The 20,708-nt window shown below is 72.0% G+C and carries 20 protein-coding genes; 12 read left to right on the top strand and 8 right to left on the bottom strand.

Annotated features, from left to right (window positions below):
- Nucleotides 1-153: 153 nt before the first annotated feature.
- From AB0E07_RS19650 to tyrS, 3 genes are all read left to right on the top strand, one after another.
- Complete coding sequence (locus AB0E07_RS19650; RefSeq protein ID WP_362253244.1) at nucleotides 154-1,677, top strand: TldD/PmbA family protein; 1,524 nt, start codon at nucleotides 154-156, stop codon at nucleotides 1,675-1,677.
- An 82-nt stretch (nucleotides 1,678-1,759) separates the two neighbouring features.
- The gene (locus AB0E07_RS19645; protein ID WP_362253241.1) at nucleotides 1,760-3,142 is read left to right on the top strand and encodes a metallopeptidase TldD-related protein; all 1,383 of its coding nucleotides are present in this window, start codon (nucleotides 1,760-1,762) and stop codon (nucleotides 3,140-3,142) included.
- Nucleotides 3,143-3,185: 43 nt separating this feature from the next.
- The gene (tyrS, locus tag AB0E07_RS19640; RefSeq protein WP_362253239.1) at nucleotides 3,186-4,454 is read left to right on the top strand and encodes a tyrosine--tRNA ligase; all 1,269 of its coding nucleotides are present in this window, start codon (nucleotides 3,186-3,188) and stop codon (nucleotides 4,452-4,454) included.
- A 59-nt stretch (nucleotides 4,455-4,513) separates the two neighbouring features.
- On the opposite strand, the gene AB0E07_RS19635 is transcribed toward tyrS, so the two are convergent.
- Nucleotides 4,514-4,792, bottom strand: a complete 279-nt coding sequence (locus tag AB0E07_RS19635; RefSeq protein WP_362253236.1) for a GlsB/YeaQ/YmgE family stress response membrane protein — start codon at nucleotides 4,790-4,792, stop codon at nucleotides 4,514-4,516.
- 200 nt (nucleotides 4,793-4,992) lie between these two features.
- Between AB0E07_RS19635 and AB0E07_RS19630 the strand changes: the two genes are divergently transcribed.
- Both AB0E07_RS19630 and AB0E07_RS19625 read left to right on the top strand, forming a co-directional pair.
- Nucleotides 4,993-5,391 (top strand): DUF3099 domain-containing protein, encoded by a 399-nt coding sequence (locus AB0E07_RS19630; RefSeq protein WP_362253233.1) that lies wholly within the window; start codon nucleotides 4,993-4,995, stop codon nucleotides 5,389-5,391.
- 215 nt (nucleotides 5,392-5,606) lie between these two features.
- Nucleotides 5,607-5,819: a hypothetical protein gene (locus AB0E07_RS19625; protein ID WP_362253231.1), complete on the top strand. Its 213-nt coding sequence runs from the start codon at nucleotides 5,607-5,609 to the stop codon at nucleotides 5,817-5,819.
- Nucleotides 5,820-5,829: 10 nt separating this feature from the next.
- Here AB0E07_RS19625 and moaA read toward each other — a convergent pair whose 3' ends face one another.
- From moaA to AB0E07_RS19610, 3 genes are all read right to left on the bottom strand, one after another.
- The gene (gene moaA, locus AB0E07_RS19620) at nucleotides 5,830-6,819 is read right to left on the bottom strand and encodes a GTP 3',8-cyclase MoaA (RefSeq protein WP_362253228.1); all 990 of its coding nucleotides are present in this window, start codon (nucleotides 6,817-6,819) and stop codon (nucleotides 5,830-5,832) included.
- Between the two features lie 147 nt (nucleotides 6,820-6,966).
- Nucleotides 6,967-8,589: a cation acetate symporter gene (locus AB0E07_RS19615; RefSeq protein WP_362253225.1), complete on the bottom strand. Its 1,623-nt coding sequence runs from the start codon at nucleotides 8,587-8,589 to the stop codon at nucleotides 6,967-6,969.
- Complete coding sequence (locus AB0E07_RS19610) at nucleotides 8,586-8,942, bottom strand: DUF485 domain-containing protein (protein WP_362253222.1); 357 nt, start codon at nucleotides 8,940-8,942, stop codon at nucleotides 8,586-8,588. The genes AB0E07_RS19615 and AB0E07_RS19610 overlap by 4 nt, the downstream gene beginning before the upstream one ends.
- A gap of 373 nt (nucleotides 8,943-9,315) precedes the next feature.
- Here AB0E07_RS19610 and AB0E07_RS19605 point away from each other — a divergent pair, with 373 nt between their 5' ends.
- The 4 genes from AB0E07_RS19605 to AB0E07_RS19590 all read left to right on the top strand — a co-directional run bounded on the left by AB0E07_RS19605 (nucleotide 9,316) and on the right by AB0E07_RS19590 (nucleotide 14,922).
- Nucleotides 9,316-10,839: a S8 family serine peptidase gene (locus AB0E07_RS19605; protein WP_362253219.1), complete on the top strand. Its 1,524-nt coding sequence runs from the start codon at nucleotides 9,316-9,318 to the stop codon at nucleotides 10,837-10,839.
- Between the two features lie 25 nt (nucleotides 10,840-10,864).
- Nucleotides 10,865-12,373, top strand: a complete 1,509-nt coding sequence (locus AB0E07_RS19600; RefSeq protein WP_362253216.1) for a S8 family serine peptidase — start codon at nucleotides 10,865-10,867, stop codon at nucleotides 12,371-12,373.
- Nucleotides 12,374-12,514: 141 nt separating this feature from the next.
- Nucleotides 12,515-13,876 carry a CoA transferase gene (locus AB0E07_RS19595; RefSeq protein ID WP_362253213.1) on the top strand — a complete coding sequence of 454 codons (1,362 nt, stop codon included), beginning with the start codon at nucleotides 12,515-12,517 and terminating at the stop codon, nucleotides 13,874-13,876.
- Nucleotides 13,877-13,920: 44 nt separating this feature from the next.
- The gene (locus AB0E07_RS19590; protein WP_362253210.1) at nucleotides 13,921-14,922 is read left to right on the top strand and encodes a CopD family protein; all 1,002 of its coding nucleotides are present in this window, start codon (nucleotides 13,921-13,923) and stop codon (nucleotides 14,920-14,922) included.
- Nucleotides 14,923-14,941: 19 nt separating this feature from the next.
- On the opposite strand, the gene AB0E07_RS19585 is transcribed toward AB0E07_RS19590, so the two are convergent.
- From AB0E07_RS19585 to AB0E07_RS19570, 4 genes are all read right to left on the bottom strand, one after another.
- On the bottom strand, nucleotides 14,942-15,985 hold the full coding sequence (locus AB0E07_RS19585) for a zinc-dependent alcohol dehydrogenase family protein (RefSeq protein WP_362253208.1): 1,044 nt from the start codon (nucleotides 15,983-15,985) through the stop codon (nucleotides 14,942-14,944).
- Nucleotides 15,986-16,019: 34 nt separating this feature from the next.
- Nucleotides 16,020-16,685: a lysoplasmalogenase gene (locus AB0E07_RS19580; RefSeq protein ID WP_362253205.1), complete on the bottom strand. Its 666-nt coding sequence runs from the start codon at nucleotides 16,683-16,685 to the stop codon at nucleotides 16,020-16,022.
- Nucleotides 16,686-16,699: 14 nt separating this feature from the next.
- Nucleotides 16,700-17,566: a sterol desaturase family protein gene (locus tag AB0E07_RS19575; RefSeq protein ID WP_362253202.1), complete on the bottom strand. Its 867-nt coding sequence runs from the start codon at nucleotides 17,564-17,566 to the stop codon at nucleotides 16,700-16,702.
- A 127-nt stretch (nucleotides 17,567-17,693) separates the two neighbouring features.
- Nucleotides 17,694-18,404, bottom strand: a complete 711-nt coding sequence (locus AB0E07_RS19570) for a VIT family protein (RefSeq protein WP_362253200.1) — start codon at nucleotides 18,402-18,404, stop codon at nucleotides 17,694-17,696.
- 159 nt (nucleotides 18,405-18,563) lie between these two features.
- Here AB0E07_RS19570 and AB0E07_RS19565 point away from each other — a divergent pair, with 159 nt between their 5' ends.
- The 3 genes from AB0E07_RS19565 to AB0E07_RS19555 all read left to right on the top strand — a co-directional run bounded on the left by AB0E07_RS19565 (nucleotide 18,564) and on the right by AB0E07_RS19555 (nucleotide 20,701).
- Nucleotides 18,564-19,544, top strand: a complete 981-nt coding sequence (locus AB0E07_RS19565; RefSeq protein WP_362253196.1) for a DEDDh family exonuclease — start codon at nucleotides 18,564-18,566, stop codon at nucleotides 19,542-19,544.
- 79 nt (nucleotides 19,545-19,623) lie between these two features.
- Nucleotides 19,624-19,857, top strand: coding sequence for a hypothetical protein (locus AB0E07_RS19560; RefSeq protein WP_362253193.1), 234 nt, complete (start codon nucleotides 19,624-19,626; stop codon nucleotides 19,855-19,857).
- 49 nt (nucleotides 19,858-19,906) lie between these two features.
- Nucleotides 19,907-20,701, top strand: a complete 795-nt coding sequence (locus AB0E07_RS19555; RefSeq protein ID WP_362253191.1) for an SURF1 family protein — start codon at nucleotides 19,907-19,909, stop codon at nucleotides 20,699-20,701.
- The last annotated feature ends 7 nt before the right edge of the window (nucleotides 20,702-20,708 follow it).

Genomic DNA, 20,708 nt, shown 5'->3' with positions numbered 1-20,708 from the left:
TGCGGAGAAGCGGGCACCGACAGTGGCTGGTGGGAGTCACTGTCGGGTCCCTACAGAACCGAACCGGCCGCGCCGGGCAAACGTGTGGTCGCCGACCCGGCCGTCACGACATGATCGGAGCGACCACGGCAACGGCGACAGGAAGAGATCCAGGTGCCTCATACCATCGACGAGTCCTTCACGGCACTCCCGCTACGCGCCCTGGCGGACGCCGCGCTCGCACGCGCGCGTGCCCTGGGCGCCGAGCACGCGGACTTCCGGTTCGAGCGGGTGCGCAGCGCGTCCTGGCGGCTCAGGGACGCCAAGCCGGCCGGGTCCTCCGACACCACCGACCTCGGGTACGCGGTGCGGGTCGTGCACGGCGGGACCTGGGGTTTCGCCTCGGGTGTGGATCTGTCCATGGACGCGGCGGCCAAGGTCGCCTCCCAGGCCGTGGCGATGGCCAAGCTGTCCGCGCAGGTGATCAGGGCGGCCGGGTCGGACGAGCGCGTGGAGCTGGCGGACGAGCCCGTGCACGCCGACCGGACGTGGATCTCCTCGTACGAGATCGACCCCTTCACGGTGCCCGACGCGGACAAGGCGGGGCTGCTCGCCGAGTGGAGCGCGCGGCTGCTGGCGGCGGACGGGGTCAACCATGTCGACGCCTCGCTGCTCACCGTGCACGAGAACAAGTTCTACGCCGACACCGCCGGCACCGTCACCACCCAGCAGCGGGTCCGGCTGCACCCGCAGCTGACCGCCGTGTCGGTGGACGAGTCGACCGGCGAGTTCGACTCGATGCGCACCATCGCGCCGCCCGTCGGACGCGGCTGGGAGTACCTCACGGGCACCGGCTGGGACTGGGACGACGAGCTGGCGCGGATCCCGGAGCTGCTCGCGGAGAAGATGCGCGCGCCGAGCGTCGAGGCGGGCCTGTACGACCTGGTCGTCGACCCCTCCAACCTGTGGCTGACCATCCACGAGTCGATCGGGCACGCCACCGAGCTGGACCGCGCGCTCGGCTACGAGGCCGCCTACGCCGGCACCTCCTTCGCCACCTTCGACCAGCTCGGCAAACTCCGGTACGGCTCCGAGCTGATGAACGTGACCGGTGACCGCACCGCCGAGCACGGCCTGGCGACCGTCGGCTACGACGACGAGGGCGTCGCGGGCCAGACCTGGGACCTGGTGAAGGACGGCACGCTGGTCGGGTACCAGCTGGACCGGCGGATCGCGAGGCTGACCGGGTTCGAGCGGTCCAACGGCTGCGCCTTCGCCGACTCCCCCGGCCATGTGCCGGTGCAGCGCATGGCGAACGTGTCGCTCCAGCCGGACCCGGCGGGGATGTCCACGGAGGATCTCATCGGCGGCGTCGACCGCGGGATCTACGTCGTCGGGGACCGGTCCTGGTCCATCGACATGCAGCGCTACAACTTCCAGTTCACCGGCCAGCGCTTCTTCCGGATCGAGAACGGCCGGATCACCGGCCAGCTGCGGGACGTCGCCTACCAGGCGACCACCACCGACTTCTGGGGCTCCATGGCGGCGGTCGGCGGCCCGCAGACCTACGTCCTGGGCGGCGCCTTCAACTGCGGCAAGGCCCAGCCGGGCCAGGTGGCGGCGGTGTCCCACGGCTGCCCGTCGGCCCTCTTCAGGGGCGTCAACATCCTCAACACCACGCAGGAGGCGGGCCGATGAGCGCCGACACCAGGATCGGCCGGGGGGCCGGGGGTTGTCTCCCGGGAAGGCACAGTCTCAACACCACTCAGGAGGCCGGTCGATGAGCAAGCCGTACGAGATCGTCGAGCGGGCCCTGGAGCTGTCCCGGGCCGACGGCTGTGTCGTCATCGCCGACGAGCAGTCCACCGCCAACCTCCGCTGGGCGGGCAACGCGCTCACCACGAACGGTGTCACGCGCGGGCGCACGCTCACGGTCGTCGCCACCGTCGACGGCAAGGAGGGCACCGCCTCCGGCGTGGTGTCCCGTTCCGCCGTGACGGCGGACGAGCTGGAGCCGCTGGTGCGGGCTGCCGAGGCCGCCGCGCGCGCCGCCGGGCCCGCCGAGGACGCGCAGCCCCTGGTGGCCGGCGTGCCGGTGTCGCCGGACTTCACGGACGCTCCCGCCGAGACCTCCTCGGCGGTGTTCGCGGAGTTCGCCCCGGCGCTCGGGGAGTCGTTCGCACGCGCGCGTGCGGGCGGACGCGAGCTGTACGGCTTCGCCAACCACGAGCTGGTCTCGTCGTACCTCGGCACGTCCACGGGGCTGCGGCTGCGGCACGACCAGCCGAACGGGACGCTGGAGCTGAACGCCAAGTCCCCCGACCGCACCCGCTCGGCGTGGGCCGGACGGTCCACCCGGGACTTCAAGGACGTCGACCCCGCGGCGCTCGACGCCGAGCTGGCCGTACGTCTCGGCTGGGCGAAGCGCCGGATCGAACTGCCGGCCGGGCGGTACGAGACGCTGCTGCCGCCGACGGCCGTCGCGGACCTGCTGATCTACCAGATGTGGTCGGCGTCGGGCCGGGACGCGGCCGAGGGCCGCACCGTGTTCTCCAAGCCGGGCGGCGGTACCCGGCTCGGCGACCGGCTCACCGAGCTGCCGCTGACCCTGCGCAGCGACCCGAACGAGCCGGGCCTGGAGTCCGCTCCGTTCGTGCTGGCGCACTCCTCCGGGGGCGACGCGTCGGTGTTCGACAACGGTCTGCCGCTCGCGCCGACCGAGTGGGTGCGCGAGGGCGAGCTGCGGCGTCTGCTGACCAGCCGGCACAGCGCGGGCCTGACCGGGCTGCCGGTGGCACCGGGCATCGACAACCTGATCCTCGACGGGGGCGGCGAGCGCGGCCTGGAGGAGATGGTGGCGGCCACCGAGCGCGGGCTGCTGCTGACCTGCCTGTGGTACATCCGCGAGGTGGACCCGGCGACGCTGCTGCTCACGGGCCTGACCCGGGACGGCGTGTACCTGGTGGAGAACGGCGAGGTGACCGGCGAGGTCAACAACTTCCGGTTCAACGAGTCGCCGGTGGACCTGCTGGGGCGGGCCACCGAGGCCGGGCGCACGGAGAAGACCCTGCCCAGGGAGTGGGGCGACTGGTTCACCAGGGCCGCGATGCCCGCGCTGCGGGTGCCCGACTTCAATATGAGTTCAGTCAGCCAGGGCGTATAACCTCGTACCTGACCACGAGCCTTCCCGAGGAGACAAGAGAACCGTGACGGACATCGTCGACGAGCTGAAGTGGCGCGGTCTGTGGGCCCTGTCCACCGACGAGGACGCCTTGCGCAAGGCGCTCGCGGACGGTCCCGTCACGTTCTATTGCGGTTTCGACCCCACCGCGGCCAGCCTGCACGTCGGCCACCTGGTGCAGGTCCTCACCATGCGCCGGCTCCAGCAGGCGGGCCTGCGCCCGCTGGCCCTGGTCGGCGGGGCCACCGGCCAGATCGGTGACCCGCGGCCGACCGCCGAGCGCACGCTGAACGACCCGGAGACGGTCGCGAACTGGGTGAACCGGCTGCGTGCGCAGATCGAGCCGTTCCTGTCCTTCGAGGGCGAGAACGCCGCGGTGATGGTGAACAACCTGGACTGGACGGCCGGTCTGTCGGCCATCGAGTTCCTGCGGGACATCGGCAAGCACTTCCGCGTCAACAAGATGCTGACCAAGGACTCGGTCGCCCGGCGGCTGGAGTCCCAGGAGGGCATCAGCTACACGGAGTTCAGCTACCAGCTGCTCCAGGGCATGGACTTCCTGGAGCTGTACCGGCGGCACGGCTGCACCCTCCAGCAGGGCGGCAGCGACCAGTGGGGCAACCTCACGGCGGGTCTGGACCTGATCCACCGGCTGGAGCCCGAGGCCGACGTGCACTGTCTGGCGACGCCGCTGATGGTCAAGGCCGACGGCACCAAGTTCGGCAAGACCGAGGGCGGGGCCGTCTGGCTCGACCCCGAGATGACGACGCCGTACGCGTTCTACCAGTTCTGGCTGAACGTGGACGACCGGGACATCTCGACCTACATGCGCATCCTGTCCTTCAGGTCCCCCGCGGAGCTGGAGGAGCTGGAGGGGCAGACGCGGGAACGGCCGCAGGCGCGCGCGGCGCAGCGGGCGCTGGCCGAGGAGCTGACGACGCTGGTGCACGGCGCCGACCAGACGGCCGCGGTGATCGCCGCCTCCCGGGCGCTGTTCGGGCAGGGCGAACTGGCGGAGCTGGACGAGCGGACGCTGGCCGCGGCCCTGTCGGAGGTGCCGCACATCAAGGTCACCGAGCTGGCGCCGGTGGTCGATCTGTTCGCCGAGGTCGAGCTGGTGGCGAGCAAGTCGGCGGCCCGCCGGACGGTGAAGGAGGGCGGGGCCTACGTGAACAACGCGAAGGTCACGGCCGAGGACGCCGTCCCCGCCGTGGAGGACCTGCTGCACGGCCGCTGGCTGGTACTGCGCCGGGGCAAGAAGAACCTGGCGGCGGTCGAGGTCACCGGCGCCTAGACGCACCGAAGGGGCGGCACTCCCTCCAAGGGGTGCCGCCCCTTCGCCGTGCCCGGCTCTCAGGTCTGCATCTTCTTCTTGCCCAGCGTCGCCATGTACGCCATGTCGCCCACGGCGACGATGATGACCGCCGCGACGATCTGGAAGAAGTGACGGGTCCAGTCGATGCCCGCGGTCGCCTCCACACCGAACGCCCGCGCGAGGGCGTTGCCGGCGATGGCGCCGAGGATGCCGAAGATGGTGGTCAGCCAGAGGGGGCTGTGCTGCTTCCCGGGCAGGATCGCCTTGGCGATCAGCCCCAGCACGAACCCCACGATGATCGCCCACAACCAGCCCATGGCCGCCTCCTTGTACGCCTGCGCGTGAGCAGTACGCCCAGTCTCGGGCCGTACCGGTTACGTCGCACGTCGGGTGGGGCCGTACGCGGGACGGCCCAGGTCGTCCCCCTGTGCGGAAGGTGCCCCACTCTCGTGGGCGGCGCAGGCCAGGCGTAACGTGGAGGCCGGGAGAACCCGATGCGGGCGGATGGTGGATTGTGATGCGGAAGCAGCACGGCGGGGGCAACGCCCAGGTGTTCCGGATCACCGGGGCCAGGACGGGCCTCCAGGAGGACGTACGCGGACGCCAGCGGCGGTACGTGATCTCGATGTCGGTCCGCACGCTGTCGGTGATCCTCGCGGCGACCCTGTGGAACGTCGAACGGCACGTGGCCGTGGTGGCGTTGGTGCTCGGCGCGGTCCTGCCGTACATCGCGGTCGTGATCGCCAACGCCGGGCGGGAGAACGCGCCGGGGCTGCCCTCCACGTTCGTGGGCGCTCCGAGCCGTCCGATGATCACGGGACCGGCACCGGCGGCACCGCACCCGGATCGCGGCCCGGAGGACGCGGTCGGTGATCCGGCGGGCGGTCCGGACGCCGCCGCACATGACCGGAAATGACCTTGGCGGGACGCCCGCAAACGGAATCCGCGCCGCCCGCCAAGCTCAAGAAAAGCTCAGGGCAATAAGGTTGTTCAGGTGCCGGGCGGCGGGTGACCCATGACATACTTCGTAGGCGCTCCGCATCCCCCGTCGGAGCGACGGACCGACGCCGGGCAGCTCCCCCCGTGGCTGCTCGGCGTCGCTTTTTTTCTTGACTCTGTGAGACGAATTCCGTGACTGACGAGACGCCGATCTGCTCCGCCAAGGGCTGCCGGGAAACCGCCGTATGGGTGCTGGCCTGGAACAACCCCAAGATCCACACCCCGGAGCGGCGGAAGACGTGGCTCGCCTGTGACGAGCACCGGGAGCATCTGTCGCAGTTCCTGGGGGTGCGGGGGTTCCTGAAGGACGTGGTGCGGTTCTCGGAGTGGGAAGCTCCGGCCTAACCGTAGGGTTTCAGCCGCCGATGGCGGACATGGGGCGGTCCGGCTGGACGAAGGAGGGGTCGTCGAGACCGGCTCCCGCCTTCTTGCCCCACATCGCCAGGCGCCAGAGGCGGGCTATCTCCTCGTCGGGGGCGCCCGAGCGCAGGGCGGCCCGCAGGTCGGTCTCCTCGCGGGCGAAGAGGCAGGTGCGGACCTGGCCGTCGGCGGTGAGCCGGGTGCGGTCGCAGGCCGCGCAGAACGGGCGGGTGACCGAGGCGATGACCCCGACGCGGTGCGGGCCGCCGTCCACCAGCCAGCGCTCGGCCGGGGCCGAGCCCCGCTCCTGCGAGCCCTCGGGGGTGAGGGTGAAGCGGGTGCGCAGGGAGGCCAGGATGTCGCCGGCCGTGATCATCCCGTCGCGCTTCCAGCCGTGCTGGGCGTCCAGGGGCATCTGCTCGATGAACCGCAGTTCGTAGTCGTGCTCGACGGCCCAGGCGAGGAGGTCGGGGGCCTCGTCCTCGTTCAGGCCCGGCATGAGCACCGAGTTGACCTTGACCGGGGTCAGACCGGCGGCGCCGGCGGCCTCCAGGCCCTCGATGACGTCCTTGTGCCGGTCGCGCCGGGTGAGGGTCTTGAAGACGTCCGGGCGCAGGGTGTCCAGGGAGACGTTCACCCGGTCCAGGCCCGCCGCCTTCAGCGCGGCGGCGGTGCGCTTGAGGCCGATGCCGTTGGTGGTCAGGGACATCTGCGGGCGGGGGGTGAGGGCGGCGACGCGTTCGACGATGCCCACCAGACCGGGGCGGAGCAGGGGCTCGCCGCCGGTGAAGCGGACCTCCTCGATGCCGAGGGAGGTGACCGCGATGTCGATCAGGCGGACGATCTCGTCGTCCGTGAGCAGGTCCGGCTTGGCCAGCCACTGCAGGCCCTCCTCGGGCATGCAGTACGTGCAGCGCAGATTGCACCGGTCGGTCAGCGACACTCTCAGGTCGGTGGCCACTCGGCCGTAGGTGTCGATGAGCACGTGGGCCCCCTCCCTCGTCGCGGAGCTATCGTTTCCCGTCGTCTGCGAGCCTACGTGACCCCGCTGACATCGACAGGGCCCGATCCCACGAGGTAAGACGCGGCCGCGTCGTAGGGATCTACGACGCGGCCGCTTCGGGGGGTGTGCTCAGTGGGCGCCGGTGCCGGTCAGGGAGCGGACCTCCAGCTCGGCGTACTTGCCCTTGTCCGGCTCCTCCTTCGACAGGTAGGTGCCGATGATGCCGAGCAGGAAGCCGACCGGGATCGAGATGATGCCGGGGTTCTCCAGCGGGAACCAGTGGAAGTCGACGTCCGGGAACATCGAGCTGGGCTTGCCGGAGACGACCGGCGAGAACAGCACCAGGCCGACGGCGGTGGTCAGACCGCCGTAGATCGACCACAGGGCGCCCTGGGTGGTGAAGCGCTTCCAGAAGAGGCTGTAGAGGATCGTCGGCAGGTTGGCGGAGGCGGCGACCGCGAAGGCGAGCGCGACCAGGCCGGCCACGTTCAGGTCGCGGGCCAGGGCGCCGAGGCCGATCGAGACGACGCCGATGCCGACGGTCGCCCAGCGGGCGGCGCGGACCTCCTCCTTCTCGGTGGCCTCGCCCTTGCGGATGACGTTGGCGTAGATGTCGTGCGCGAAGGACGAGGAGGAGGCGAGCGTCAGACCCGCGACCACCGCGAGGATCGTCGCGAAGGCGACGGCGGAGATGGTGGCCAGCAGGATGGCGCCCCAGGTGGAGTCGACGCCGCCGAGATGCAGCGCCAGCAGGGGTGCCGCCGTGTTGCCTGCCTTGTTGGAGGTGGTGATCTCCTCCGGGGTGATCAGCGCGGCGGCGCCGAAGCCGAGCGCCAGGGTCATCAGGTAGAAGGAGCCGATGAGGCCGATCGCCCAGATCACGGACTTACGGGCGGCCTTAGCGGTGGGCACGGTGTAGAAGCGGATCAGGATGTGCGGCAGACCGGCGGTGCCGAGGATCAGGGCGATGCCGAGGGAGATGAAGTCCAGCTTGGTGGTGCCGGTGGCGCCGTACTTCAGGCCGGGCTCCAGGAAGGCCGCGCCGTGGCCGCTCTGGTCGGCGGCCGTGCCGAGCAGGTCGGAGACGTTGAAGTCGAACTTCAGCAGCACCAGGAAGGTCAGCAGCAGGGCGCCGGTCATCAGCAGCACGGCCTTGACCATCTGCACCCAGGTGGTGCCCTTCATCCCGCCGATACTGACGTACATGATCATCAGAACGCCGACCAGGGCGACGATGCCGATCTTCCCGGCGTCGCTGCTGATGCCGAGGAGCAGCGAGACCAGGACGCCCGCGCCGGCCATCTGGGCAAGCAGGTAGAAGATCGACACCACGATGGTGGAGGTGCCGGCGGCGGTGCGGACCGGGCGCTGGCGCATCCGATAGGCGAGGACGTCGCCCATCGTGTAGCGGCCGGAGTTGCGCAGCGGCTCGGCGACCAGCAGCAGGGCGACGAGCCAGGCGACCAGGAAGCCGATGGAGTACAGGAAGCCGTCGTAGCCGAAGAGGGCGATGGCGCCCGCGATGCCGAGGAAGGACGCGGCGGACATGTAGTCGCCGGAGACGGCGAGGCCGTTCTGGAAGCCGGTGAACTGGCGGCCGCCCGCGTAGAAGTCGGCGGCGTCCTTGGTCTGCCGGCCCGCCCACACGGTGATGAACAGGGTCGCGACGACGAAGACACCGAACAGGCTGATGATGAGCGTGCGGTGCTCGCTGGCCGCGTCGGCCGCGAGGATCATGTGCGCGGAGCTCATGCGCCGCCCTCCATCCGGGACTTGATCGCGTCGGCCTTCGGGTCGAGCTGGGCGGCGGCGTGCCGCGCGTACCACCAGGCGATGAGGAACGTGGTGAGGAACTGGGCGAGGCCGAGGACGAGGGCCACGTTGATGTTGCCGAACAGCTTGGTGCCCATGAAGCCGCCCGCGTAGTTCGAGAGCAGGACGTACAGCAGGTACCAGACGATGAAGCCGAGGGTCAGCGGGAAGGCGAAGGAGCGGTAGGAGCGGCGCAGTTCACCGAACTCCGCGCTCTCCTGCACCTCGGTGAACTCCTCGGTGGTGGGGAGTCGACGCTGCTCTTTCGAGGGGGGCGGTGTCTCGGTGGCCACGGAGTCTCCTCGCGTTGCGGGCGCTGTCGCGACAGTGGACGGGTGCGGTTCGGGCGTGGGGGACGGGCTGGGAACGACGGACATGACGGCTCTGACCTCACAGTGACGTGGATCGCGCGGGCCGGTCGGCGGGGAGCGTGCCACCGGGGCGTGATCCGACAGGGGGCTCGATCGTGCTCGCGCCTCCTGTCCAACGTCACGGCGCCACGCGAGAACCGGTTCAACACCGATCACTTCTTTCCGAACTGACTTCCCGAAGGTCATTGCTGGCCAGCGAGGCGGGGAGATAGTTTCACCCTGCACGCCCGTCATGTACCTGCCCGAGCACCACCTGTGTCTCGGGCAGTTTCGTTTTGGATGATGTGGAGATCCCATGGCTCATCTGCCTTCCAGACGCCGGCTCGCCCTGGCCGTCCCCGTCGTGCTCTCACTGACCGCCTCGCTCGGCTTCCTGCCGGTCTCGGCGAGTGCCGCCCCGGCCGCGGAGACCACCGCCCAGGCGGCGGACGCGCCGAAGCTGGCGTACGTGGTGAACACGAAGACGGACCGCCGGACCCTTGAGTCGGTGAAGAAGGCCGTCGCCGCGGCCCAGGGAACCGTCGTGGCGTCGTACGACAAGATCGGTGTGATCGTCGCCCACTCGGCCAACCCCGACTTCGGCAAGCAGCTGCGCGCGGTGCGCGGGGTGCAGTCGGCGGGTGCGACGCGTACGGCTCCGCTGACCGCCGCGGGCACCACGGACCAGGGTGCCGCCGAGTACCTGACGGAGGCCCAGGCCGCGAAGGCCGCGAGCGCCGCCGCCCCGGACAGCGAGCCTCTTGAGGCCGATCAGTGGGACCTGCGTGCGATCGGCGCCGACAAGGCGGCGAAGATCAACCCCGGTAGCAGCAAGGTGACCGTCGCCGTCATCGACACCGGCGTCGACGACACCCACCCCGACCTCGCGCCGAACTTCTCCAAGTCCCAGTCGGCCAACTGCGTGGGCGGGGTCGCGGACACCAGCGAGGGCGCCTGGCGGCCGTACACCGCGGACGACTACCACGGCACGCACGTCGCGGGTGAGATCGCCGCCGCCCGCAACGGTGTCGGTGTCGCGGGTGTCGCGCCGGGGGTGAAGGTCTCCGGCATCAAGGTGAGCGACCCGGACAACGGTCTGTTCTACCCGGAGAGCGTCGTGTGCGCCTTCGTGTTCGCCGCCGACCACGGGGTGGAGATCACCAACAACAGCTACTACGTGGACCCGTGGCTGTACAACTGCATGGACGACCCCGACCAGCGGGCGATCGTGGACGCCGTCAACCGGGCGCAGCTGTACGCCCGGACGAAGGGCACGCTCCACCTGGCCTCGGCGGGCAACTCCAACCACGACCTGGACTCCGACGCCATCGTGGACGCCTCCAGCCCCGACGACTCCACCCCGGTGGAGCGCACGATCGACCCGCACGAGTGCTACGACGTGCCGACCCAGCTGCCGGGCATCGTCACGGTGAGCGCGACGGGCGTGCAGAACCTCAAGTCGTACTACTCCTCGTACGGCAAGGGGGTCGTGGACGTCGCGGCGCCGGGCGGCGACCGGCTGTACCAGATACCCGACACGCCCTCGAAGAACGGCCGCATCCTGTCCACCATGCCCAACGGGCAGTACGCCTTCCTCCAGGGCACCTCGATGGCCTCGCCGCACGCCGCCGGTGTGGCCGCGCTGCTGAAGTCGAAGCACCCGTGGGCGGGCCCGGCCACGCTCCAGGCGCTGCTGAAGGCGCAGGCGGACAACCCGGGCTGCCCGGAGTCCTACGACCAGAACGGCGACGGTACGCAGGACGCGGTGTGCGAGGGCTCCGAGTACCGCAACGGCTTCTACGGGTACGGCATCGTCAACGCGCTGCGCGCGGTCAAGTGACCTTCGGACAGGAGAGACTGACACCATGACAGCGCACTCCCCGCGCTCCCGCCGCCTGGTCGCCGTCCCCGCGGGGATGGCCGTGGCGACGGCACTGGCCCTGCTGCCGAACGTCTCGGCGGCCGCCGAGGCCGAGGAGCCCGCCGAGGCGACCTCGCTCAGCTACGTCGTCAACGTCAGCCCCGGACACGGTCCCTCGTCCCGGGTGGAGCGGGCCATCGCCGCTGCGGGCGGCACGATTCTCACCTCGTACGACCGGATCGGCGTGGTCGTGGTCCACTCGGCCAACCCCGACTTCGCGAAGACGCTGCGCAAGGTGCCCGGCGTGGACTCGGCCGGCAACACCCGCAACGCGCCGCTGCCCGCGCAGTCGACCACGGAGGTCGGCACCCCGAGGGTGCTCACCGCCGCGGAGGCCGCCGCCGTCGAGGCGGCCGAGGGCCAGGACCCGTTGCAGCCGCTCCAGTGGGACCTGCCCGCCATCAAGGCGGACCAGGCGCACGAGAAGTCGCTCGGCAGCAGCAAGGTCACGGTCGCCGTCATCGACACCGGCGTCGACGACACCCACCCCGACCTCGCGGCCAACTTCGACCGCGACGCCTCGGTGAACTGTGTGACGGGCAAGCCGGACACCACCGAGGGCGCCTGGCGGCCCGGCCCGACGGAGAGCGCGCACGGCACGCACGTGGCCGGTGAGATCGCGGCCGCCAAGAACGGCATCGGCATGACCGGTGTCGCGCCCGGGGTGAAGGTCTCCGGCATCAAGGTGTCCACGACCGCCGGGTACTTCTACACCGAGGCCGTGGTGTGCGGCTTCGTGTGGGCGGCGGAGCACGGCGTCGACGTGACGAACAACAGCTATTACACCGACCCGTGGTACTTCAACTGCAAGAACGACCCGGACCAGAAGGCGCTCGTCGAGGCCGTCTCCCGGGCGTCGCGGTACGCGGAGAAGAAGGGCGCGGTCAACGTCGCCGCGGCCGGCAACGAGAACTACGACCTCGCGGCGGACGAGATCACCGACCCGGTGTCCCCGAACGACGCGACGCCCTCGGACCGGGTGATCGACCCGTCCGAGTGCCTGGACATACCGACGCAGCTGCCGGGTGTCGTGACGGTCGCCTCGACCGGCGCCAAGGGCATCAAGTCGTCCTTCTCCAACCACGGCCTGGGAGTGGTCGACATCGCCGCGCCCGGCGGCGACTCGACCCGCTACCAGACCCCGGCCCCGCCGGCCACCAGCGGCCTGATCCTCGGCACGCTGCCCGGCGGCAAGTGGGGCTACATGGCCGGTACGTCGATGGCGTCCCCGCATGTCGCCGGTGTCGCCGCGCTGATCAAGTCGACGCACCCGAAGGCCCCGCCGGCCCTGGTGAAGGCCCTGCTGTACGCGGAGGCGGACGCCACGGCGTGCACGGACCCGTACGACATCGACGCCGACGGCACGGTCGACGCGGTGTGCGAGGGCTCCAAGTTCCGCAACGGTTTCTACGGCTGGGGCACGGCCGACGCCCTGGACGCCGTGACGAAGTAGCCGCGAGGGACGGAACGGCGGTACCGCGGTAGCGGTTCGGCGCGTGCCGGGGGCGGGGAGCGGATCCCCGGGCCCCGGCACGCGTGCGTGGTGGCACGGCCGCATGGCCTGTCGCTCCGGCCCATGACGCATAGTGCAGTCATGAGCGACATCGACATCGAGTACGCCTGGGCCGCGGTGGGCGGTGACCCCGGGCTGCCGTCGCGGGTGACCGCGGTGGCCCGGGAGGGCGCCCTGCCGTCCCGGCTGCCGGTGCGGGAGCTGGCCCGCGCCTGTGTGGGCGCGTGCGCGCTGGCCGCCGCCGAGCTGGGGGCGCGGCGGGCCGGGCTCGCCGAGGTGCCGGGCGTGCGGGTGGACGACGGGGCCGTCGCGACGGCGTTCGTGAGTGAGCGGCATCTGCTGATCGACGGGCGGGCTCCGGTCGCCTTCGCTCCGCTGTCGCGGTTCTGGCGCACGGCGGACGGCTGGATACGCACCCACGCCAACTACCCGCACCACCGGGAGCGGCTGCTCACCGTGCTGGGGCCGCCGGAGACCCTCGAAGCGGTGCTCGCCGAGCGGTCGGCCGCCGAGGTCGAGGAGGCGGTGTGCGCGGCCGGAGGGCTCGCCTTCGCCGTGCGGCGGGCCGAGGAGTGGGCGCGGCATCCGCAGGCGGCCGCGGTGGCCGGGCGGCCGCTGGTGGAGCGGGAACGGCTGGACTCGGCCCCCGCGCGCGCCCTTCCGCCCGCCGCTGCCGCCCTCCCGCTCGACGGGGTCCGCGTGCTGGACCTCACCCGGGTCATCGCCGGGCCCGTCGCCACCCGCACCCTCGCGCTGCTGGGCGCGGACGTCCTGCGCGTGGACCCGCCGCGCCACCCCGAACTGCCCGACCAGCACGCCGACACGGGGTTCGGGAAGCGCTCCGCGGTGCTCGGCCTCGATACGGACCGGCGGGCCTTCGAGGAGCTGCTGGCGCGGGCCGACGTGGTCGTCACCGGGTACCGGCCGGGCGCCCTGGACCGCTTCGGGCTGGCCCCCGCGGCACTGGCCGAGCGGCGGCCCGGGGTGGTCGTGGCCCAGCTGTCGGCCTGGGGCGCGTACGGGCCGTGGGCCGGGCGGCGGGGCTTCGACAGCCTGGTGCAGGCGGCCACCGGGATCTCCGTGCTGGAGGGGGCGCCGGACGCCCCGGGGGCGCTGCCGGCGCAGGCGCTGGACCACGGCACCGGGTACCTGCTGGCGGCGGCCGTACTGCGCGCCCTGAGCAAGCGGCACGACGAGGGCGGCAGCCGGGTCGTACGGCTGGCGCTGGCGCGGACCGCGCACTGGCTGACGACCGGGACCGGGACCGGCGCGGACGCCCCGGCGGGTCTCCCGTACGAGGGCCCGGGGCCGTGGCTGCGCGAGCGGGACGGCGCGCTCGGGCGGCTGCGGTACGCCCTGCCGCCGGTGGCGTACGCGGGCGGCCCGGCGGACTGGGCGCGGCCGCCCGGCGCGTACGGAACCGACCCGGCGCGGTGGACGTGAGACCTGGTGGGCCCGGAGAACGTACTCACGGACGGAATGACGAGGTGACCTTGGCGAGACCCACGTCGGAGGCGGCCGACGCGAACGCGCCCCGGTGGCGCCCCGGCACCGCACGGGCCCTGTCCGTCCTGGCCCTGGTGCTCGTCGGCGCCCTGATACCCCTGCTCGGGCCGTCCCCGGCCCTGCACGGCACCGGTGAGGCCGCCGCCCCCGGCACCGCCGGCATCGCGCTGCTGCGCACGGTGCTGTTCGCGGCGCTGTGCGTCCCGGTGGGCGAGCTGTTCGTGAACCGGCTGGCCCGCTCCGTACCCGGCACTCCCCCGACGGCTCCCCGCAGTGGGGCGCCCTGGGCGGCCGCCGCCGGTTTCCTCGCCGCCCTCGGGCTGGCCTCGGTGGTGTCGACCGGCAATCTCGTCCCGGACAGCCTCTCCGACCTGGACGTCGGCGGCCTGTACGCCACCCGCGACGGACGGCTGGCGCTGCTGGAGGTCAACGCGTTCGCCGTGGCCGGTCTGTGCGCGCTGTCCCGGCGGCCCGGCACCCAGGTCTGGCCGCTGGCCGCGGTGATCGTGGCCGAGGCGCTGCGCGCCCATCCGCCGACCGAGCACTCCCCCCTGCTCGGCTCCGCGCTGACGCTGGTGCATCTGACCTGTGCCGCGCTGTGGGCGGGCGGGCTGCTGCACGTCCTGCGCGGCCTGCGGCGCGACAGCCCGGCGGGCGCCGCGCTGCTGGGGCTCTACGCGCGCGTGGCGGCCGTTCTGCTCGCCGCCATCACCGCGACCGGGGTGTGCAGTTCACTGCGCCGGATGCCGCCGGGCACGGTCCTGGAACAGCTGACGGAGACGGCGTACGGGCGGGTGCTGTTCGCCAAGGTGCTGCTGGTGGCCGCCGTCGCCGGGCTCGCGCTGTGGGCGCGGACCCGGTTGCGCCGGGCCGCCGACCCGCTCACGGCCTGTGTGCCCGCGCGCGTGGAGGTCGTCGCGCTGGGGCTGGTCGTGGCGGTGTCGGGCCTGCTGACGGCGCTGCCGATCCCGATCCGCTGGTAGGCGCCGGCCGCCCCGGGGGTCAGACGGTAACCATCACCTTCAGCGCGACCCGCTCGTCCATCGCCTTGTAGCCCTCGGGGACGCCCTCCAGGCCGACCGTCATGTCGAAGACCGGCGAGGGGTCGATACGGCCCTCCAGGACGTCGGGCAGCAACTCGGGGAGGTAGGCGCGGACCGGGGCGACGCCGCCGCGCAGAGCGATGTTGCGGTCGAACATGACGCCGAGGTCGAGGCCGGTGCCGCTGCCGTGCGGCACGCCGACGAAGCCGATGGCGCCGCCGTCGCGGGTGATGTTCACGGCCGTGCTCATGGACTGCTCGGTGCCGACCGCCTCGACGACCGCGTGCGCGCCCTGGCCGCGGGTGAGGGCGCGCACGGCCTCGACGGCGGCCTCGCCGCGCTCGGCGACGACGTCGGTGGCGCCGAAGCGGCGCGCGAGGTCGGTGCGGACCTGGTGGCGGCCGAGGGCGACGATCCGCTCGGCGCCCAGCCGCTTGGCGGCGAGGACGGCGCACAGGCCGACGGCCCCGTCGCCGACCACGGCGACCGTGGCGCCGGGGCGGGCGCCCGCGGCGAGGGCGGCGTGGTGGCCGGTGCCCATGACGTCGGACAGGGTCAGCAGGGCGGCCAGCAGCCGCTCGTCGGAGGCCGCCTCCTTGGGCAGCCGGACGAGGGTGCCGTCGGCGAAGGGCACGCGCACGGCCTCGCCCTGGCCGCCGTCGTAGCCGACGCTGCCCCAGAAGCCGCCGTGCTCGCAGGAGGTGGTCAGGCCCTCCCGGCAGTAGTCGCAGACGCCGTCGGACCACATGAAGGGCGCGACGACCAGGTCACCGGTCCGGACCCCCGAGACCTCGGAGCCGGTCTCCTCCACGATGCCGAGGAACTCGTGCCCGATCCGCTGGCCGGGCTGCCGGGCCGCCTCGCCGCGGTAGGCCCACAGGTCGCTGCCGCAGATACAGGCGCGCAGCACCCGGACCACCGCGTCGGTGGGGAGCTGGACGACGGGGTCCGGGACGTCCGCCACCCGTATGTCGTACGGGGCGTGAAGGGTGGTGGCGCGCATGACGAGGTCTTCTCCTGCGGTGTCGACGGTGCGCTCAGGGGGTGGTCGAGCGCACCTCACCGTACGTCGCCGCCGGGTGCGGGCGCGCTTCGAGGGCCCGGAGCGAGCCGTGGACCAGCAGGAACTGCGCGGCGATGTAGGTGAGCATGATCCACAGGTCGGGCCGGGGCGGCTCGGGCCACTCGGCGACACCGGCCGCGATGAGGGTGTCGGAGAGCAGGAAGAGCGCGCCGCCGGCCCCGGCGACCGCGCCGAAGCGGGCGCCGGCCCGGTAGGCCATGGCCGTGAGCAGCAGGCTGTAGCCGGCGACCGGGATCCGCAGGTCGGCCGGGAGGTCCGGCCAGAGCGAGGCGACGGTGGTGGTCAGGGCGAGGGAGTAGCAGAGGAACGGGAACGCGCGGTGCGTTCCGGGTGCCCTGAACAGCAGCAGGTAGCAGACGTGCCCGGCCGCGAAGGAGGCCATGCCGAGCAGGAAGGCGGGCTCGGCGTCGAAGAGGAGCGCCACGTCGCCGCCCCAGCCGAAGAGCAGGGCGGCGACGAGGATCCGGGGTGCCCCGGACAGGGCGGCGTATCCGGCGAGCAGCGGCATCAGCAGCGGCTTGGCGACGGTGTGCCCCGCGTCGAAGCCGGCCGCGAGGGAGCCGAGGTCGACGGTGGCGGCCAGGCCGAAGGCGAGGAGCAGGGGGCGGGGGTCCCTCACGCTGCGGGGGTCCCTCACGCCGACACGCTCTCACGGGCCGCCGGTTCCCCGGTGGCGGGCTGCCAGCCGGGGCCGCGGAAGAGGTGCCCGGCGCGGTCGCGCCAACTGCGGGCCTTCCTGAGGTCCTTGGCGATGGAGGCGTACTCGTGGGTGGCGACCCTGACCGGGTTGTAGGTGTCGATGTTCTTGGTGAGCCCGAACACCGGCCGCTCGGTCTCGGCGACGAAGGAGCCGAAGAGCCGGTCCCAGACGATGAGGATGCCGCCGAAGTTCCGGTCGAGGTAGCCGCCCTGGGAGGCGTGGTGGACGCGGTGGTGGGAGGGCGTGTTGAAGACGAACTCGAACCAGCGGGGCATCCTGTCGATGCGCTCGGTGTGGATCCAGAACTGGTAGACGAGGTTCACCGAGGAGCAGAAGGCGAGCGCGGCCGGGTGCACTCCGCAGGCGATCAGGGGCAGGTAGAACGGCCAGACGGTGAGCGACGTCCAGGGCTGGCGCAGCGCGGTGGTGAGGTTGAACTTGCGGCTGGAGTGGTGCACGACGTGGCAGGCCCACAGGATGCGCACGACGTGGTGGCCGCGGTGGGACCAGTAGTAGAAGAAGTCCTGCGCGAGCAGCATCAGCGGGACCGTCCACAGCAGGACGGGCACTTTCAGGGGGGTGAGTTCGTAGACCGCGGTGTAGATCGCGACGATGGGGATCTTCCACAGGAAGTCGAAGAACAGACTGCCCAGGCCCATGCCGACGCTGGTCGCGGCGTCCTTCGTCTCGTACCCCGCGGCGTCCTCGTCGGGATGGAGGCGGACGCTGATCATCTCGATCACGGAGAGCAGCACGAAGGCGGGTATCGACCAGAGCACGACATCGGGCAGGTTCGGCATGCTCGCACCGTAGGACCGCCGACCGGCCACGGCTAGACGTTGTTACTCACAAGTATTACCCGCGGTACGCGCTTACTTGTTGGTGATCTCCGCCAACGCGCTCCGGTCAAACCCCGCCCGGACGCGCCTAGACACCCGCCGCGCCCAGCAGGGAGCCCACCGCGTAGGTGACCGCCATGGCCAGCGCGCCGCCGACCACGTTGCGCAGGACCGCCCGCCCCGGCGCGGCGGCACCCAGCCGCGCGCTGCTCCAGCCGGTCAGGGCCAGGGCCGCCAGGACCGAGCAGACCGTGACCGGCAGCCGGGCGGAGGCCGGGGGTAGGACGATGGCGAGGAGCGGGAGGAGGGCGCCGGCGGTGAAGGCGAGGAAGCTCGCCCAGGCCGCGTGCCAGGGGTTCGTCAGCCGGTCCGGGTCGATGCCCAGCTCCACGCGCGCGTGCGCCCGCAGCGCGTCCCGTTCGGTGAGCTGCACGGCCGCGTCCCGGGCGACGTCGGCGGACAGCCCGCGCCGTTCGAGGAGTTCGGTCAGCTCCGCGAGTTCCTGCTCGGGCCGTTCGCGCAGCTCCCGCTTCTCCTCGGCCAGGGCGGCCCGTTCGGAGTCGCGCTGGGTGGAGACGGAGACGTACTCCCCCGCCGCCATCGACATCGACCCGGCGAGCAGTCCCGCCATCCCGGCCGTGAACAGGGAGGCCCGTTCGTCGGTCGCGCCCGCCACACCGACCACCAGGCCGGCCGTGGAGACGATGCCGTCGTTGGCGCCGAGGACCGCGGCCCGCAGCCAGTTCAGCCGCTCCCCGAGGGCGCCGCCGTCGTTCTCGTCCCGCGCAGATTCCGTCACACGTCGGAGGATGACATTCCGGACAGCCCGGTGCGGGAAGGGACTTGGCCCGATCCCCCGGCCGGCACTCGAACGGACGGGCGCGGGCGGTCCCCTGACGGGGTACGAGCCGGGGCCATGGGACCACGCTGTCAGTCGCGGCCCGTATCCTCAGTGACCATGCTCGAAGACCGTACGACCGCAGCGTCCCCCACACCGTGGCCGGCCGCGTATCCGCAGGGATACGCGGTCGTTGACGTGGAGACCACCGGACTGGCCCGGGACGACCGGATCATCTCGGCGGCCGTCTACCGGCTGGACGCGCGCGGTGAGGTCGAGGACCACTGGTACACGCTGGTCAACCCCGAGCGCGATCCGGGCCCGGTGTGGATCCACGGCCTGACGAGCGAGGCACTCGAAGGCGCCCCCCTCTTCCCGGACATCGCCGAGGAGTTCTCCGCGCGCCTCGCGGACCGGGTGCTCGTCGCGCACAACGCCGTCTTCGACTGGCAGATGATCTCCCGGGAGTACGCGCGCGCCCGGTCCGAGGCGCCGGTGCGCCAGCGGCTGTGCACCATCGCGCTCTCCAAGGAGCTGGGCCTGCCGCTGCCCAACCACAAGCTGGAGTCGCTGGCCGCGCACTTCGGCGTGGTCCAGCAGCGCGCGCACCACGCCCTGGACGACGCCCGGGTGCTGGCGGAGGCGTTCCGGCCGAGCCTGCGGGCCGCGGCCGAGGGCGGCGTACGGCTCCCGCTGCACGAGTGCCGTCCGCTCACCGAGTGGACGGACCGGGCCGTGCCGAGGCAGCAGGGCGGGTACGGCGGCTACCGGCCCACGAGTTGGCGCCCCTCCCGCAAGAGGCCCGCATGCCCGCATCCCAACCCGGGCCGCTACGAAGAGGGCAAAAGACTCAAACAGGGCATGCGGATCGCGTTCTCGGGCGACACGTCCGTGGAGCGGGACCTCCTGGAGGACCGGGCGACCGAGGCCGGACTGCACGTGGCCACCAGCATCTCCCGGCTGACCAGCCTGCTCGTCACCAACGACCCGGACTCCGGCACCTCCAAGGTGGTCAAGGCCCGGCAGTACGGCACCCCGGTGGTGGACGAGGCGGCGTTCGGCCAACTCCTGCGGGACGTGGAACCGGCCGCGGAGCGATAACCGTACGGACGGGTGATAACGACGCGACTCGCCCGCCGTCCGCTCGCCCGCGCCGCGCGGACGGCTCACCCTGTGGCGCATGGCGAGATGCGAAGTTTGTGGCAATGACTACGGAATGAGCTTCGAAGTGCGCGCGCAGGGCGCCGTGCACGTCTTCGACTGCTTTGCCTGTGCGATCCACCGCATGGCCCCGGTCTGCGAGCACTGCCGGGTCCAGATCATCGGACAGGGCGTGGAGGCCGAGGGCCACTGGTACTGCGGGGCCCACTGCGCCCGCGCGGAGGGAAAGGTGGGCATCGTCGACAAGGTGTGACCCGGTACCCGCCCGAACGCACCCCACGACCGAGTTGTACGGTCGTGGGGTGTACCGCTTCCTGTTGTCCCGGCAGTGGGTGATCCTCACGCTGGTCGCCCTCCTCCTCATCCCCACGATGATCAGGCTGGGCATCTGGCAGATGCACCGCTACGACGAGCGCACGGCCCGCAACCAGCTGGTCTCCGACGCGCTCTCCGCCGACCCGGTGCCGGTGGAGCGGCTGACCTCCCCCGGGCACACCGTCACCTCCGCGGAGCGCTACCGCACGGTCACCGCGAAGGGGCGCTTCGACACCGAGGACGAGGTCGTCGTCCGGCGCCGCACCAACGGTGACGACGAGATCGGCTACCACGTGCTGACCCCGTTCGTGCTCAACGACGGCAAGGTGCTGCTGGTCAACCGCGGCTGGATCCCGGCCGACCGGACCAGCCAGACGGCGTTCCCCGAGATCCCCGCCCCGCCCGCCGGCGAGCTGACCGTCACCGGTCGGCTGATGCCGGACGAGACGACCGAGGCGAGCGGCATCAAGAACCTCCAGGGCCTGCCGGACCGGCAGATCATGCTGATCGACAGCGCCCAGGAGGCGCGGCGGCTGGACGCCGAGGTGCTCGGCGGCTACCTCGTACTGACCGCGCCCGACCCCGAGGGCGACACCCCGCAGCAGCTCGGCGAGCCCGGCGACGAGGACGCGGCACTCAACTACGCGTACGCGATCCAGTGGTGGCTGTTCGCCGCGGGCGTCCCCGTCGGCTGGGTCGTCCTGGTCCGGCGCGAACGGCGCGACCGGCTGGCGCGGGAGGCCGAAGCGGCCACGGCGGAGGCCGAACCCGCCACCGTGTGAGCCGTAC

The sequence above is a fragment of the Streptomyces sp. NPDC048002 genome, assembly GCF_040653275.1.
Taxonomy (GTDB): Bacteria; Actinomycetota; Actinomycetes; order Streptomycetales; family Streptomycetaceae; genus Streptomyces.
Note: the sequence above shows the minus strand (reverse complement) of the source record. Positions and strands in the feature narration are given on the sequence as shown.